A 17,303-nucleotide genomic window follows, 5' to 3' on the forward strand; every position below is an offset into this window, starting at 1 on the left:
TAGAATTATGAGAAAGTTCATTTTAGCATTATTGCTCACCAGTGCTCTCACAGCGGGAGCACAGGGATTCGTGACGCACAGAGCTCAGATAGCCAGACAACTGACAGAGCAGGGCGTCAGAAAAGCTGAGACCAGAGGCATGACCGTACCCGCAGAGTCGAAACGCGGTTACTTCTTCGTAAACTGCGAACAGGGCGCGAATGCGCAACAGGTGGCTGATCAGCTGAAGAGCGCTGGCGCACAGATCAGAATGGTAAGGGGCGACATGATATTGCTCGACGCTCCTTACTCGAAACTCGACGCACTGGCCAACACCAAGGGGGTGTGGAAGATCGACGTCAGTCCCAGAGTGAGTAAGAAGACGGACGTGAACCGTAAGGTGACACAGGCTGGCGAGGTGATCGACGGCACAGGTGAGAAACTGCCACAGGCCTATACGGGCAAGGGGGTTATCGTGGGCATTATCGATAACGGATTTGACTTCACCCACCCCAATTTCAAAGACAAAGACGGCAAACTGCGCATCAAGGGTGTATATGAGCCTGGCAACTTCAAATTTGGCGGCGACAGCGTGAGAATAGATGGCGAAGCCCTGACAGGATCATACTATAGCAAGGCCGAGGATATCCTCGACACGCTGAAGGTGAAGAACCCTGACGGATCACACGGCACACATTGTATCAGTATCGCCGCAGGCAGCACCAGCGACGTGAAGGGAGTCTCAGGAAATCCCCTCGGCGGTATAGCTCCTGAGGCTGACATTCTGATCTGTCCGGCGTTTGGAGACAGCGATTATTATAAATTCTGCAGTGACAACCAAACGGATGCGACAGCCTACATGATCGTTGAGAGTTTTGAGTACCTGAGGAATGAGGCCCAAAAGCTGCAGCAGCCTATCGTGGTCAGCATAAGCCTCAACTCGCATGATGGCTGGCACGACGGCAGCAGCAACATGGCCAGGGTGATTGGCAGTTATGCGAAAGAGGGGAAACTTCCCATTATGCTCTGCACCAGCAACGAAGGCGGCGATCAGATGTACCTCAACATGAAGAGTGCGGCCAAGGATACAGTCAGCGTACTGGTTTCACCAGGCCAAGGCGATGGTTATGTATGGGGAGGTATGAAAACCAAGAAGAACGTGACGATGCAGGTTGCCATCGTCAGCTTGAAGGATGGTCATAAGTACTACCAGATGCCCATCGAATTCAACTCAGACCCAAACACAGGAAATTATGGCGAGGGCACCTATTTCTATGCCGGAGAGGATGCCGACAACAGTCATCTGGAAGGCGAAGAGAAGGAGGCCGTGGAAGGACTGCTGAAATACATCAAGGATGGTGACATACAGATATGGTGCTATCAGAACCAGGCGATGAACCAGGACGGCAAGCCGTATATCTATACCGAGCTAATTCTCAGTATGAGCGACCTGGCTTTCATTTCTCAGATATACAACAGAGGCGACAAGCCGGAAGAAGATGTCCTGGGATTCAAGATCAACCTGATACCTGAGGAGGAGACAGAACTCCACTGCTGGGGCGATCAGGGCGTCCAGCTGGTCGGACAAGACAATGACCTGAATTACAAGATGGGCGACTCCAGTATTTCGATTGGCGACTGGAACACTTCGGGCGTTCCTGTCTCTGTTGGCGCATGGTCAGCTAACAATAAGATAAAGGAGAAGGGCATGAACAAAGCCGTAAAACAGAATTTTGAGGTGGGCGACGTGACATACTTCAGCAGCTATGGTACCGACCTGGCCGGACACAAGCACCCCACCGTTTGCACACCCGGTCTCCTCGTGGTAGCCGCCGGTAATAGCTTCGACCCCGACAAGAATGAATACAACATCTATGAGGACAAGGGCTATAACAATCAGTTCACTGGCCAGAAAAACGAACGCGACTATCCGTATGTATACATGAGCGGCACTTCGATGGCAACACCTTGTTCGGCTGGTATCGTAGCTCTCTGGATACAGGCTGCCATGGACAAGGGCAAACAACTGACCTGCGAAGACATCAAGGATATCATCGCCCACTCGAGCGATACCGACGAATATACGAAGGCGAAACCTGAACGGTTCGGTGCAGGAAAGATGAACGCCTACAAGGGTCTGCTCTATGTGCTGGGGATCGACACAAGCATCCCCACGCTGAGTAAGCAGCAACCCAAGGACGTGACTTTCCGCGTCGTTGGTGATATCGTCTATACCGACGGCGCTGACGATGGCACCGAGACCACCATCTACAACCTGCAGGGAGTATCCGTAAGACAGACGAAGGTACAGAGCGGAACCATCAGTCTGGCGGGATTGCAAGAAGGGGTCTACGCCGTGCAACTCGGAAATCTAGGCTCTACGCTGATTCGTAAGTCTCACTAAAACAGGAAAGAGGATGTGCCAGAAGTCTGACACATCCTCTTCTTCTATGTTAAGGTTTTTACGGTTTTATCGTGCGCTGTGAGCGAACCCATTCAGAGAAATCCTCCAGCAGTTTCAGATTCTTTGCGTTTGGCACAGGAACGAGCGAAGTACCGCCATTCTTGAACTGCATCACCGTCTTCTGACTGAGATCAGGATTAAACACAGGCCACTGGGGCAGTCCCTTACCATTAGGATTCAGATTGGTGGCGAAGTTCACCCAGTACTGCTGAATAATCTGACTAACGGCATACTCCTGCTGGTATTTCTCCTTTTCCTTGTCGAAAGCACCTCTCAGGTAGAGGATGTCGTCGGCATGGGCGGGACCACGACGATTGCCCTTGGCATAGACGGTGCGGTCGGACTTCTGGGCAAGGTAGGCGAAATAGACGGGACTCTTACCTGTCTCTGTCTGCAGCTTAGCCCACATATTAGCTGGAGTACCGAAGTTAAGATCGCGTATCAGGTCACGGATGCTGAAGAGCGCCTGTTCGTCGTTCTCTGCCGGATAAATCTCCTTCACACGGTCAACAAACAGAGCGGGCAGGTTACCCAGTTCCTTGTTAAAATCAGCCACAGAGATACTTTCAAGCATGGCACTTCCCTCATCACTGTTGTACATGATGATCACAGGCACATCCTGATACTCACCACGCTTGTAGAGGTCATAGAGCTCGGCTGTGAGCACATAACCGTCGAAGACAGGCGTACAGGCAGGGAACTGCACACCGGTTCCAGTGAGCGACTTCGCGTCCATCTCACGCATCTCGGCAATCGACTTCTTACCCAACTGGTTCTGGAACATCACACCCATCATCTCGGCCTGTTGCTGCGTCACCGCGCCATTAGACGAGAAGAAAGCACCACTCTGACTGATGCAGGCGCGGAAGAGTCCCTTTGCCAAAGGTGAAGCACACAGGATGCTGCAGCTCATGGCACCAGCCGACTCACCGAAGATGGTGACCTTCGAGGGGTCGCCGCCGAAGTTCTTGATGTTACGCTGGATCCATTGCAGGGCAAAAATCTGGTCGAGGATGCCATAGTTGCCGGAATGACCGTCGGGAGATTCCTTGGAGAGTTCGGGATGCGCCAGGAAGCCAAGGGCACCGGCGCGATACTCGATAGCCACGGTGACAACGCCACGACGGGCCAGACTCTGCCACAGCTCACCGCCATAGTGCTCGGTCTGGAAACCACCGCCATGGATAAAGACCATCACTGGCAGGGCCTCGTCGACCGTCTTAGCGGGAGTAACGACACTGAGGTAGAGGCAGTCCTCACTCATCATGTCATACGACACGTCGCCACGCTCAGGCTGTGGGGGCCACTTAGCCACTTCCTCGGCCTTCAGCACACCCTGCCATGGCTTGGCTGGCTGAGGGGCCTTCCAACGCAACTCGCCCACAGGGGGTGCCGCAAAGGGAATAGCTTTATAAACTGCGAGGTCACCTCCTTCGAGTATGCCCTCCAAATCTCCTGTCTCAACATGAGTTTTAAGCAGTGGCTGCGCAAGCAGTGCCATCGTACTTAGTAGTCCGCAGACCAGCATGAATAGTTTCTGTTTCATTTCTGATTGATAATTTATAATATGAAAAAAGTCTCGTACATCTATATAGACTGACGAGACTTTATCGAAACTACCCTGAGGTAGCATTATTTATGTTTTTTTCACAGATGGATGTTGACGTCGAGTCCGATCTGTATGGGGTTTGCCTTCTGGGCAAAGTAGTGAGTTCCATTTACTGCACTCGATGCAACGGCAAACGTATTGTAGTGCGTATTGGTGAGGTTACGCCCCCAGAGTGATACCAGCACTGGGCCGAAGTCGTAGTCGGCGTGTGCACCTGCAAGGGCGTAGAACTTCTGACTATAGGTGTTGGCCTCGTCCCACCAGATCTTACCCTGACCATTCATATTGGCACCAATGGTAAACTTACCGATGTGCCAATCAACCATAGCGCTCAGGGTGTGCTGGGGAACGAATGGCACATAGTTGCCATCGTAATCACCAGCGAATGTATCCGTATTTGGAGATGTAGAACCACCTACGGTATGCTGGTACTCATCAAACTTAGCATTTGTGAATGCATAGGTTACAGCCCAGTCGAGAGCATTGTCGGCAGCCTTACCACGCAGGGTAGCCTCGAGTCCGCATGAGTGACTCTTACCAGCGTTCACCATGATACGACCATAGTTGCTGTTAGGCTCCATGATTGACAACTGCTGATTACGAATCTGCATGTAGTACAGAGCCAGGTCGAAGTGAGTGCTACCACCAAACAGGTTCAAGTGAGTACCGATCTCATAGTTCCAACTCTCCTCGGGTTTGTAGGCGATGGTCTCGTTGATAGCATCGTAGTCGGCAGCAGTGTGCTCTACATCGTAGTCGCCACGCATAGCCTTCTGCTGGTTAGCATTCAACTCGGTCTTAAGCACATCGCTAAACATCTGGAAGTTGTAGCCACCAGCGCGATAGCCCTTCGATACCAATGCGTAGATATTACCGATGTTCTCGTCGAGGCTATAGGTAAGTCCGATCTTTGGCAACAGCTGGGTGTAGCTCTTTGAGCGACTGTCCTGCACGTGAGATGTGAGGTGATAGGTAGCAATGGCATTAGCAGTACCACCAGTCATGTTCATATAGGCCAGCGCATCGTAGTCAATCTTCACCTTATCTATATTAAAGCGCAAACCCAGTGTCAGTTTCCAGTTGTCGCCCAACAGAATGTTAGACTCGTGGAAAGCGGCAAAGTTCCAGGTTGGAGTCTTGTACTCACCTGGTACAGCCATCTCAGCAGTCATGGTTACGCCCATCTTGTCGACAGCGGCCTGGGCAGCAGCCGCAGCAGCCTCAGCGCTCATACCCTGACCCATAAAGCGACCTATCATACCCTGAAGCATAGAGTTCTTCATCGCATTTGCTATAGCATCGCCGATAGGACCTGTGATAGCATCACCAAAGAGTACTGGTGCATTGGTGTTGAGCCACTGATATGAAGCGAACAAACCAGTAGCATGCTGCCACTTACTGTTATCGTGCGAACGAAGCACGAACTCCTGAGTGATGGCGTTCATCTTCTGAGCTTGATTAAGCTGCAGATAATCAGGAGTCATATAGTCCTGATCCATCAGCATCAGATCGTTCAGATACTGGTAACTGGTGGTTGAGGTGAAGAGCAGCTTCTCGGTCTCATAACCGATGTTCAGACCAGTGGTGAACATGTTACGCTTATAGCCGTTCATGATGGTAGTAGCAGGGTCCTTAACATCCAGATCTGCTGGTACAAACGAACTGCTATAGACCTCGGGCAGATAATCCAACGGATGGAACTCGCCATAGCCGAAACCATTCTGATTGACGTACTGATAATCGGCAGTCCAGTCGAACTTCAGCTTTGTATTTGGCTGGAAAATCAGACGGAGTTTTCCGCCAGCCTCGTTGGTGAGGTCGTTCTTCTGATCGAAGTTCTGGTTGTTGACAAAGCCCTTCAGTCCGCTGTAGAAGCCGGCCACGCTGAAGGCGAGCTTGTCGCTGGGACGATGGTAGTGAGCCACCTCCACATTACTGTATAAGCCCGTACCGATACCGAGTCTGACATCCGTACCCTGATAATTCATCGGGTTCTTAGAGTAGATACGCACCAGTCCGCCCTCGGTATTCTGTCCATAGAGCGACCCCTGGGGACCACGCAGGATATCCACACGGTCCAGCATATAGAAGTGGTTGTTGAAGGCCGACTTCGACATCAGTGGGATGTTGTCGTAATACACACCTACTGCAGGGTTGTTGATACGCGAACCGATACCACGGATATACATCGACGATGTGAGGCGTGAGCCATACGATGGCATCACAAACGATGGTACATACTGCGACAGCTGACTGAGGTCCTTGACGTTAAGCTGCTGAAGCTGCTCTGCTCCAAACACGTTACTGCTAACTGGCTGAAGGCGCAGACGCACCTGCTCCTTGGGCTGAGATACCACCACAACCTCGACAAGGTCGATAACCTTACTTGAATCACTGAGCTCCTCTGTATCCAAGTTTCTAAGAGGGGTGGCCAATGCGGTAAGCTGACCACCCAGTGCTAAAAGCACGAAAACAATCTTTTTATTCATCAACTTTACAACTTATGTTTTCTTCGAATTGCGCTGCAAAGGTACGACTTTTCTTTAAAATATACAATCCACATTTATATGGATTTCTTGATATTGTAAAAAATTACGGCAGAAGCACGGTCTCAACAGGTCGGCGCTGCGAATAGGGTGCCCTCTCGCTATACCCGATACGAATGAGCACAGTGGGATACTGGGAACCGAGACCGAGCGACGAGGTCATGGTAAGGGCGAGGTCCTTTACCTCGTTGGGCTGGTTCATATAACCGATGGCGATACCCATGGCCGTCATCTTCAGCAGATAGCGCTCGAGCGTCCTGCCCAGGGCAACCCACTGTTCAATGGTGTTGGCTTCTGTCGTAAACAGCACCAGGTGCGACGAAGAGGCGATTTTCTTCCTGTCACCCTTGTTCTGTTGTTTGCCATTGATAAACATACCCATGACAGGCTGCGAGATGAAACGGGGCAGATTGGGCGCACCGAACACCGCATAGCTCAGTCCGTCGTGCGTACCGTCAGCATGTTTCTTGTTGTAGCGCATCCATTGCTTCAGCTCTGCTATGAAGTGCTCATCATCCATCTGCCGACTGTTGCCTGCCAAGATCAGGTCGGCTATCATGTTGAACTCATGACTACCGTTCCTGAAGAAGCGCACACCCACCGCCGGTTCCTTCTCCATCGCCTGTAGTTCACCGATGCTGTCGACAGGAATGATCCGTCCGTCATACACATTTCTGTTTGTCTGCCGCATGGCTATCTGCGGAAACAACGGCGATGGGGTGATGGTGGTGTCGCGCTGCAAGTCGATATGTATCAAGCCATCGGCAGCGACGCTCACCTCCGAGCGATAGCCCTTGATGGTTGCAGCGATGCAGAGGTTCTCCGTGGCACAGCCCAGACTGACGAAGAGCTCCCGGTTGTCGGGGTCAACCACAGGTAGGGCCTTGCCATAGTCTGGATAGATATCAACACTATGTTCGTTGATCTTGAACTTCCACGGCTGGGTGTTATGGCCTGAGGGTGCCTTAATGGCGTGTTCTACCATGAACAGGAGGTCAGCGCGCTGCGCGTTTAACTGATTTGTCACACTTGTCATCATTACTACTAAAAATAAAAATTTTTTTCTCATTGTTGTTTATTTTTTACCCATAAATCTATAATCTGATCAATACCGGTCGCCAACTGCTGCCAACCCTCGTCGCTACACAGGTCGATACCGTTGTAAACCTTGTTCTGTTCCTCTATCAGCGTCAGGTAACTGATGGCCGCAGAGAGCAGGGTGGCCATGGCCGCCACCTCGGCATAAGGCGACTTGGTGAGTCGGCTGACCACACGCACCAGCTCACAGCCGTTGGTCTCTCTCCGTTCCCTGAGCAGTCTCACCACCTCATTGTCGGCAGTCAGTTCCCAACGGTGCAGTCGTTTCAATACCATGTTGCTGCGCAACGTCGCTATCTGCTCACGGAACATCTGTTTCAGACACGCCCCTACCCCTGAGATGTCATGAAGAGGCAGTTCGGTGTTCACCCAATAGTCGTGCTGCAGGATATACTTGGCAATCAACTGGTCCATACCACCGAAATAGCGGTATATCAGCATCTTCGAGACGCCTGCCTTCTGGGCTACGGCATTGATGCCGAGCGACTCGAAGCCGTCTGTCTCTATCATACTGCCTACGGCATCGAGGATCTTCTGTTCTGTTATTTCCCTATCTTTCATCGTGCAAATTATTTGTATGTTACCACTTAGTAACTGCAAAGTTATGTTACTTCTCGGTAACACACAAGAAAACAGCTAAAAATCAACGATTATTTACTGTTCGTTAACGCTTATGATACCGAAAGGGCGCTATCGGGAACATGGGATTTGGGGAAGCTGAAGGACAAGGAGAGATGTCCGACAAATCGGCAGAACAGTCCGACAATTTGTCGGTAAGCCCTTCCTCGGCACAACTATTGAAGGGTAGAGAAGTAGAAAGGTAAAAACATAAAAAAGGAGGTAAATATGACACTCGACAAATTTACAATCAAAGCACAAGAGGCCGTACAGCAGGCGGTGAACACTGCCCAACTCAACGGCCAGCAGGTCATCGAACCTGTACATATCCTCAAGGGTATATTGGAGAAGGCGAAGGACGTCACGAACTTCATCTTCCAGAAACTCGGTGTGAACGCCCAGCAGATTGAACTGCTCGTTGAGCAGGAGATCAAACACCTGCCAAAGGTACAGGGCGGACAACCGTATCTCTCTCATGATAGTAATAATGTACTCGTGCGTGCGCAGGAGACAGCCCAGAAGATGGGCGATGAGTTCGTGTCGGTAGAACCTGTTCTGCTGGCTCTGCTGGACGTGAACTCTACAGCCTCACGCATCATGAAAGACGCAGGCTGCACGGAGAAGGACATGGCTAAAGCCATTCAGGAACTGCGCCAGGGCCAGAAGGTTCAGTCACAATCGGCCGACGACAATTACCAGTCGTTGGAGAAGTACGCCAAGAACCTCGTGGATCTGGCACGCCAGGGCAAGCTCGACCCTGTGATCGGTCGCGACGATGAGATCCGACGTGTGCTCCAGATTCTGTCACGACGTACTAAGAACAACCCGATTCTGATTGGTGAACCTGGTACGGGTAAGACTGCCATCGTAGAAGGTCTGGCAGGCCGAATCGTACGTGGCGACGTGCCCGAGAACCTGAAGGACAAACAGCTCTACTCACTCGACATGGGTGCGCTGGTAGCTGGTGCGAAGTACAAGGGTGAGTTCGAGGAACGCCTGAAGAGCGTCATCAATGAGGTGACGAAGGCTGAAGGCCGTATCATCCTCTTCATCGACGAGATCCACACACTGGTAGGTGCCGGTGGTGGCGAGGGCGCCATGGATGCAGCCAACATCCTGAAACCGGCCCTGGCTCGTGGTGAACTCAGAGCCATTGGTGCTACCACCCTGAACGAATATCAGAAGTATTTCGAGAAGGATAAGGCCTTGGAACGCCGATTCCAGACGGTGATGGTGGATGAGCCCGACGAACTGTCGGCCATCTCTATCCTGCGTGGCTTGAAGGAGCGCTACGAGAACCACCATAAGGTACGTATACAGGATGATGCCTGTATCGCTGCCGTCCAACTGTCTGAGCGTTATATCAGCGAACGATTCCTGCCCGACAAGGCCATCGACCTGATGGACGAGGCTGCCGCCAAACTGCGTATGGAGCGCGACTCCGTACCTGAGGAACTCGACGAGATCACCCGCCGACTGGCTCAGCTGGAGATTGAGCGCGAGGCCATCAAACGCGAGGGCGACACCCAGAAGATTGCTCAACTGGATAAGGATATTGCTGAGCTCCGTGAACAGGAGACGCAGTTCCGTGCTAAGTGGGAGGGTGAGCGCCAGCTCATCAACAAGATCCAGCAGGACAAGCAGGAGATAGAGAACCTGAAACTCGAGGCTGAGCGTGCTGAGCGCGAGGGCGACTATGGCCGCGTCGCTGAGATACGCTACTCGAAACTGAAGGCACTCGAGGATGACATCAAGGCCATCCAGTCACAACTGGCAACAGCACAGAATGGCGATTCACTGGTGCGCGAGGAGGTGACTGCCGATGATATCGCAGAGGTGGTGAGCCGCTGGACGGGCATCCCTGTGACACGTATGATGCAGAGTGAACGCGAAAAACTGCTTCACCTGGAGGAGGAACTGCATAAGCGTGTCATTGGTCAGGAGGAGGCAATTACAGCTGTCAGCGATGCTGTACGCCGTTCTCGTGCCGGCCTGCAGGACCCCAAGCGACCGATTGCCTCGTTTATCTTCCTCGGTACGACGGGTGTCGGTAAGACGGAGCTCGCCAAGACACTGGCCGACTACCTGTTTAACGACGAGACGATGATGACGCGTATCGACATGAGTGAGTATCAGGAGAAATACAGCGTGAGCCGACTGATTGGTGCACCTCCGGGATACGTGGGTTACGACGAGGGTGGCCAGCTCACAGAGGCTGTACGCCGTAAGCCATACTCGGTAGTCTTGTTCGACGAGATAGAGAAGGCTCATCCCGACGTGTTCAACATCCTCTTGCAGGTGTTGGACGACGGACGACTGACCGACAACAAGGGTCGTACGGCCAACTTCAAGAACACCATCATCATCATGACCTCGAACGCTACACGTGAGCAGCTCAGGGCCACCATGCGACCGGAGTTCCTCAACCGTATCGATGAGATCATCACCTTTACGCCGCTCACCAAGGAGCAGATTGGCGATGTGGTATGCCTGCAGATGAAGAAGGTAACGGACATGCTGGCACCTCAGGGCATCACGCTGGAGTGCACGCCTCAGGCCATCAAATACCTGGCTGAACAGGGCTATGATCCCGACTATGGCGCACGTCCCGTAAAGCGCGCCATCCAGCAGTACGTGCTCAACGACCTGTCGAAGAAGCTCTTAGCAGATGAGGTCGATCGCACCAAACCGATCATCATCGATGAGTTTGGAGAAGGATTGGTGTTTAGAAATTAAGAAAAAAGGTTGCTCTGATTATAGAGCAACCTTTTTTCTGTTATGGATGAACACACCCTTATGCGTAGGCTTACCAGACAACCTTCGCCCTTGGAGGTCGTACCATTCTCCCTCACCATCTGAGAGCGCTGGGACGGGCTCTATCCCTGAGGGCACTTGCATGAAGTCGAACGACACACTGCCGTCACTGGCCACACGGATGTTGGTGATCGCTTTCTGCATGAACAGTTCCCCGTCGGCATTGTCATTAAACAGCGTAGCGGCAGGCTCTGTCCCATCCGTCAGACTGGCATTCACCACCAACGACACCGGGTCGGTATAGGGATAGACAGAAGTACTGAGATAACGGTTACGCACCCAATCGTCCATCGTGTATTTACTCATGTCCTTGCCATTGTTCTCAGGATCCCAGATGAGATAGTCCTTACCATCGGCATGGAAGAGGTCATAACGGAGGTGGGTCATGTCGCTGTTCACTTCATTGTTGCTCCATTCTTCTTTGTCGAAGTCGACATGGAAGATGGCCAGTCCTTCACCGGGAATACAATAGTCCCATTTGGTCTGTCTGCGGTTTTCAAGCAGATAATACTCATCGGCATAGCCTGAGTTGCGGATGAGATAGGTCTCCCCTCCCTCACTCACGGGTTTCATACCTGTGATGGTGGTGGCTGTCGTCAGTTCGATGGGACTCGACCAGCCTAGGAGCATCTTCTCCATGGCAGAGAAGTTCGGCGGACACCATCCCTTGTTGGTATAGTTACCACCATCCATCAGGTCCCATTCGTCGACAGCAGAGAAATAGGTGCCTCCCGTAGGATAGATGTCAGGCAGTCCCAGACAGTGGGCAAACTCATGACAGATGGTACCGATACCACATAAGGCACCGTCTTTCCACTTCTCGCAACTGATAGAGTACATGCCGATATCCAGATTGCCCGGGGCCTTGACATAAGCATATTGTGTATTGGGCCAGATATAGCCCGTCAACTGATTGCCTGTGAAACCTGCTGCGATGAAGACCAGCTGCTCCACCTCACCATCACCATTCCAGTCGTAGACGGAGAAGTCGGTGGTAGTGATGGCTTTCAATTGCTGCAAGGCCTCTCTCATCGCATCGTCACCGTAATAACTGCTTTTACCGGAATTGGCGTTGACGCTGACCTTAAAGGGACCATAGACGTCGAACTTGAGGTTCAGGAGACCGTCTGACTGGTCCCGAAAATAATCAGCCACAGAACCCTGTCCATGACCTTCGTTATACCCCCGCTCATTCAGCACACGCTGATAATAGCCCGCAGGGTCATCCATCGAGAAATCCGTGTCTGCAAAGGATATCAGTACCACAGCCTGTCGGTAGATACGCTGCGGATCCCAGTCCTGTGAGGGATCGTCCAGCGCAGCGCGGGTCTTGGCCTTGTCCGTAGGGATATTTCGAACGCAAGGCATACGCCGCTGTGCGCTGGCATTTAAAGGTAAAAAGGTAAAAAGGTAAAAAAGTAAAACAGACAATAACAAACCCCTTGATATAGAGATCCGTTTTATTTCTACCATATTTATATACTTTCTCACCTTCATACCTTTTGACCTTATTTTCCTCTTTTCCCCTTTTTACCTTTTTACCTTTTTACCTTTTACAAGGCGTCCATGGTTTCAGGGTCTTGAAGAAGTCGTTACCCTTGTCATCCACAAGGATGAATGCGGGGAAGTCCTCGACCTCGATCTTCCATACAGCCTCCATACCCAGCTCTGGGTACTCTACGCACTCAATGCTCTTGATAGAGCTCTGTGAGAGGACTGCGGCTACACCACCGATGGTGCCGAGATAGAAACCGCCGTGCTTCTTACAAGCCTCGGTAACGACATCTGAGCGGTTACCCTTGGCAATCATCACGAGCGATGCACCATTAGCCTGGAACTCATCAACGTATGGGTCCATACGGTTAGCGGTGGTCGGACCCATCGAACCACAAGGATAGCCCTCTGGAGTCTTGGCAGGTCCTGCATACAGTACGGGGTACTTCTTGAAGTAGTCGGGCATACCCTCACCGGCATCCAGACGAGCCTTCAGCTTTGCATGAGCGATATCACGAGCCACGATGATGGTACCCTTCAGGTTCACACGGGTAGAGACGGGATACTTAGAGAGCTCCTTACGAACGGCATCGATACCCTCGTTCAGGTCGATCTCGATACCCTTGCCGCCCTCACCGGGCTTGCGCAGCTCCTCAGGAATCAGCTCTGTGGGGTTGCTGTCCATCTTCTCCAACCAGATACCGTCGGCATTGATCTTTGCCTTGATGTTTCTATCTGCAGAGCAGCTAACACCCATACCGATAGGACAGCTGGCACCATGACGAGGCAGACGAACCACGCGGATATCGTGAGCCAGGTACTTACCACCGAACTGTGCACCGAGTCCGATCTTCTGTGCCTCCTTGATCAGCTTCTGCTCGAGGTCGATATCACGGAAGGCACGACCGGTCTCATCGCCTGTGGTGGGCAGTCCGTCGTAGAACTTGATCGAAGCGAGCTTCACGGTGAGCAGGTTTTTCTCTGCTGAGGTACCACCGATTACGAATGCGATGTGGTATGGAGGACATGCAGCTGTACCCAGACTCTTCATCTTCTCTACGAGGAAGGGAATCAGGGTTCCCTCGTTCTGGATCGTAGCCTTGGTCATGGGGTAGAAGTAGGTCTTGTTGGCCGAGCCACCACCCTTGGCAACCATCACGAACTTATACTCAGCACCCTCGGTAGCCTCGATATCGATCTGTGCCGGCAGGTTACAACGGGTGTTCACCTCGTCGTACATATTCAGAGGGGCGTTCTGCGAGTAGCGCAGGTTGTCCTGAGTGAAGGTGTTGAACACACCACGGCTCAGTGCCTCCTCATCCTCGAAACCGGTCCAGATCTGCTGACCCTTCTCACCGTGGATGATGGCCGTACCGGTGTCCTGACAGAAAGGCAGGATACCCTTGCAAGCCACCTCGGCATTGCGCAGGAACTGCAGGGCTACATACTTATCGTTCTCAGAGGCCTCAGGATCGGTCAGGATCTTAGCCACCTGTTCGTTATGCTCACGACGCAGCATGAACTCCACATCGTGGAATGCCTGCTGGGCCAACAGTGTCAGTGCTTCCTTGGTAACTTTCACAATCTGTTTTCCTTCGAACTCTGACGTGCTTACGCCTTCTTTTGTCAACAAGCGGTATTCCGTCTTGTCCTCGCCCACCTGAAACATGGGGGCATACTTAAAATCAACTGTCTTAGCCATAATCGTATTTGTTTATTTAAATGAATTCACTTCTTTACTTTTTACCTTTTTACCTTTAATCAATACCCGAACACTTCTTCTGTGGTCAGGCGACGGATGGGACCGATCTTACCCAATGCCTCCATGTCGAGCTCTTTCTCATCGCCCAGGATGACATAGCGATAAGGCTTGTTGGCTATCTGTGCCTTCTCGAAGTTCACGATATCCTGCAGGGTCACCTTATCCAGATGCTTGTAGATAAGCTCGTTCTGACTGCAATCGAGTCCCATTCGCTGGGCATTGAGATAGGCATTGAAGATGCCGATCTTCGTGGTGCGACTGCTGGCCAGCTGCTTGGTCACAGCCTCCTTGGCAATCTTAAAGGCAGCCTCACTGGCTGGCATCTCGTTCAGGATCTCATTAAAGTGTGCGATACAGTCGTTCATCTTATCGTTCTGGGTGATGATATGGGTCATAAAGCACTCCGTACGATCTTTCCAGCTGGGCTGGATATAATAGGCATAGGCATTGTAAGCCAGTCCACGGGCCTCACGCATCTCCTGGAACACGATACCATTCATACCACTACCGAAGTACTCGTTGAACACTTCCTGTACAGCGGCCTCTTCAGGATTCCAGTTACGACCCTCATTGTGGTACATACGCATATAGATATTCTTGGCATCGTAAGGTGCGATCAACACCTCGTTCTCGGTAGCGAGCTGGTTCAGGTAAGGCTTGTTCTCAGGCACAGCAGCCAACTTCTTGGCTGTCTGGTGTGCCTTGCCAATAGCGGTAGTAGCCTCTTTCTCACTCAGCGGACCATAGTACACCACCTTATGATCGTAATTGCTCAGGGTCTTCAGCAGATCGACGAACACCTGCGGATCGGTTTCCTTCAACTGCTGCTCGCTCACCAGGTCGCGATAGGCATTATGCTCACCGAAGGCAGCATAGTTATACAGATATGAGAAATAGCTCTGCTGACTCTTCTTGGCATCGTCACGACTCTTCAAGGTCAGGTCCACCATCTGGTCGTAGGCAGCCTTATCGACCTTTACATTCTTAAACAGGTCCTCGAGCAGTGCCAGTGCGGCAGGCATGTTCTCGTTCAAGCCAAACAGATTCACGGTGATATTCTCGGTACCCACATTCAACGACCAGTCGCACGCCAGCTCATAGAACTTCTGGCGCAGTTCTGCGGCACTCAGTTTGTCAGTACCCAACAGTCTGATATAATCAGACGCTACATCATAGCGCTTATCGGCACTCTGACCGAAGTCATAGTAGAACGTCAGGTTAAACAGTCCGTTCGTAGTGTTCTTGATATAGTACATCGGCAGGTTCTTACCTACCTTACCCACGGTCAGATCTTTCTTGAAGTCCACGAACTGAGGCAGGATAGGCTCCACCTCTGTGTTCTGGATGTCCTTCACGAACTGACTCACCTGGTCGCGGTTGGTGGGAATCGGCGTGATGGCAGGCTTGTCGATCTTCTTCTGCAAACTGTCTGTGCCCTGCTTCTTGAACACGGTCACATAGCCGTCAGTGAAGAACTGATTGGCAAAGGCCACCAGCTCCGGTTTGCTAATCTTCGATACGCGGTCGATAGCCTCTACCGCTTCTTTCCAGTCCACCTCCTGGATAAAGGCGTCTACAAACATATTAGCACGTCCTCGGTTGTCCTCCAACAACTGGTTATAGCTACGCTTGTAATTGTTGATGATACTTGGCAACAGGTTGTCGGGGAAGTCGCCTTTCTTCAGCTTGTCGATCTCGCCCAGCATCAGACTGCGCACCTCTTCCAGCCCCTGTCCCTGCTTAGGTGTACCCATTACTATGAAAGCACTATGATCGCGCATCGCCTCCAGATCAGCACTTGCACTCTGCAACTTCATCGTCTGGTTCAAGGCGAGGTCGAACAGTCCGGCACGACCGTTGCTCAGCACGCTCGTCAACAGAGACAGTGTATCAGACTGCAGACTGCTGGCCTCCTTGGCACGCCAAGCCACCCATACGCGCTCAGCCTCTTGTCCTACCACAGTGGAATCCTTGGGCTGTGTCAGCGGTGTCAGTGGTGCGAATGTCGGCTGCTTGACGTCGGCACCGGGCTTCCAACCGCCGAAATACTTGTCGATGATGGCGATGGTCTTCTCGGGATCCAGATCACCAGCCATACAGATGGCCACGTTGTTGGGACGGTACCACTTGTCAAAGTAGTTCTTGATATTCGTAATCGAAGGATTCTTCAGGTGGTCCTGCGTACCGATAGTGGTCTGTGTACCGTAAGGATGGTTTGGCCACAGCATCTTACTGATGGTGTAGTACAGCTTACGCTGATCACTGGTCAGTCCGATATTATACTCCTCGTACACCGCCTCGAGCTCCGTGTGGAAACCACGGATGATCATGTTCTGGAAACGGTCGCCCTGGATCTTGGCCCAGTTGTCCACCTCGTTGGCGGGGATGTTCTCCATATAACAGGTCACATCGTTCGAGGTATAGGCGTTCGAGCCCTCAGAACCGATGGTCGCCATCAGCTTGTCGTACTCATTGGGGATGAAGTACTGGGCAGCCACCTGACTCACTGAGTCGATCTCGTGGTAGGCCTGCTTACGGGCCTCGGGATCGGTCAGCTTGCGATATGCCTCATAACGCTGTTCAATCTCGTCGAGCAAAGGCTTCTCTGCCTCGTAGTTGTTGGTACCGAACTGTTTGGTACCCTTGAACATCAGGTGCTCCAGATAGTGAGCCAGACCTGTTGTCTCTGCAGGGTCGTTCTTCGAACCCGTTCGCACGGCGATATAAGTCTGGATACGTGGTTTCTCTTTGTTTACAGACAGGTACACCTTCAGTCCGTTGTCCAAGGTGTAGATCCTGGCCTTCATAAGGTCTCCGTTTACGGTCTCATACTTGTAATCCTTAGCCTGAACCTGTAAAGGTAAAAAGGCAAAAAGGTAAAAAAGTATAAAAACTAAGCACTTAATATTCTTCATTTTG

Annotated in this window: 9 protein-coding genes; 2 read left to right on the forward strand and 7 right to left on the reverse strand. The window is 51.8% G+C overall.

Annotation, left to right across the window (positions count from 1 at the left end):
* Positions 1-7: 7 nt before the first annotated feature.
* Complete coding sequence (locus tag T325_RS00575; protein WP_081910986.1) at positions 8-2,383, forward strand: S8 family serine peptidase; 2,376 nt, start codon at positions 8-10, stop codon at positions 2,381-2,383.
* A gap of 58 nt (positions 2,384-2,441) precedes the next feature.
* Here the strand turns inward: T325_RS00575 and T325_RS00580 are convergent, their stop codons facing one another.
* The 4 genes from T325_RS00580 to T325_RS00595 all read right to left on the reverse strand — a co-directional run bounded on the left by T325_RS00580 (position 2,442) and on the right by T325_RS00595 (position 8,257).
* On the reverse strand, positions 2,442-3,989 hold the full coding sequence (locus T325_RS00580; protein WP_036909547.1) for a carboxylesterase/lipase family protein: 1,548 nt from the start codon (positions 3,987-3,989) through the stop codon (positions 2,442-2,444).
* 101 nt (positions 3,990-4,090) lie between these two features.
* Complete coding sequence (locus tag T325_RS00585; RefSeq protein ID WP_231622164.1) at positions 4,091-6,541, reverse strand: TonB-dependent receptor; 2,451 nt, start codon at positions 6,539-6,541, stop codon at positions 4,091-4,093.
* A gap of 103 nt (positions 6,542-6,644) precedes the next feature.
* The gene (locus T325_RS00590; protein WP_036910022.1) at positions 6,645-7,634 is read right to left on the reverse strand and encodes an Acg family FMN-binding oxidoreductase; all 990 of its coding nucleotides are present in this window, start codon (positions 7,632-7,634) and stop codon (positions 6,645-6,647) included.
* A 29-nt stretch (positions 7,635-7,663) separates the two neighbouring features.
* On the reverse strand, positions 7,664-8,257 hold the full coding sequence (locus T325_RS00595) for a TetR/AcrR family transcriptional regulator (protein WP_036909548.1): 594 nt from the start codon (positions 8,255-8,257) through the stop codon (positions 7,664-7,666).
* Between the two features lie 285 nt (positions 8,258-8,542).
* Here T325_RS00595 and T325_RS00600 point away from each other — a divergent pair, with 285 nt between their 5' ends.
* Complete coding sequence (locus tag T325_RS00600) at positions 8,543-11,050, forward strand: ATP-dependent Clp protease ATP-binding subunit (RefSeq protein ID WP_036909549.1); 2,508 nt, start codon at positions 8,543-8,545, stop codon at positions 11,048-11,050.
* An 18-nt stretch (positions 11,051-11,068) separates the two neighbouring features.
* Here T325_RS00600 and T325_RS00605 read toward each other — a convergent pair whose 3' ends face one another.
* From T325_RS00605 to T325_RS00615, 3 genes are all read right to left on the reverse strand, one after another.
* Entirely contained in the window at positions 11,069-12,496 is a 1,428-nt protein-coding gene (locus T325_RS00605; RefSeq protein WP_036909550.1) for a M6 family metalloprotease domain-containing protein, read from the reverse strand.
* 178 nt (positions 12,497-12,674) lie between these two features.
* Complete coding sequence (locus tag T325_RS00610; protein WP_036909551.1) at positions 12,675-14,324, reverse strand: fumarate hydratase; 1,650 nt, start codon at positions 14,322-14,324, stop codon at positions 12,675-12,677.
* A gap of 59 nt (positions 14,325-14,383) precedes the next feature.
* On the reverse strand, positions 14,384-17,299 hold the full coding sequence (locus T325_RS00615; RefSeq protein WP_051949617.1) for a M16 family metallopeptidase: 2,916 nt from the start codon (positions 17,297-17,299) through the stop codon (positions 14,384-14,386).
* Between the last annotated feature and the right edge of the window lie 4 nt (positions 17,300-17,303).

Source organism: Prevotella sp. FD3004 (assembly GCF_000746155.1).
Lineage (GTDB): Bacteria > Bacteroidota > Bacteroidia > Bacteroidales > Bacteroidaceae > Prevotella.

Coding starts and splice junctions, on each gene's coding strand:
- T325_RS00575 (WP_081910986.1), top strand. CDS start 8: ATGAGAAAGTTCATTTTAGCATTATTGCTCACCAGTGCTCTCACAGCG.
- T325_RS00580 (WP_036909547.1), bottom strand. CDS start 3,989: ATGAAACAGAAACTATTCATGCTGGTCTGCGGACTACTAAGTACGATG.
- T325_RS00585 (WP_231622164.1), bottom strand. CDS start 6,541: ATGAATAAAAAGATTGTTTTCGTGCTTTTAGCACTGGGTGGTCAGCTT.
- T325_RS00590 (WP_036910022.1), bottom strand. CDS start 7,634: ATGACAAGTGTGACAAATCAGTTAAACGCGCAGCGCGCTGACCTCCTG.
- T325_RS00595 (WP_036909548.1), bottom strand. CDS start 8,257: ATGAAAGATAGGGAAATAACAGAACAGAAGATCCTCGATGCCGTAGGC.
- T325_RS00600 (WP_036909549.1), top strand. CDS start 8,543: ATGACACTCGACAAATTTACAATCAAAGCACAAGAGGCCGTACAGCAG.
- T325_RS00605 (WP_036909550.1), bottom strand. CDS start 12,496: ATGCCTTGCGTTCGAAATATCCCTACGGACAAGGCCAAGACCCGCGCT.
- T325_RS00610 (WP_036909551.1), bottom strand. CDS start 14,324: ATGGCTAAGACAGTTGATTTTAAGTATGCCCCCATGTTTCAGGTGGGC.
- T325_RS00615 (WP_051949617.1), bottom strand. CDS start 17,299: ATGAAGAATATTAAGTGCTTAGTTTTTATACTTTTTTACCTTTTTGCC.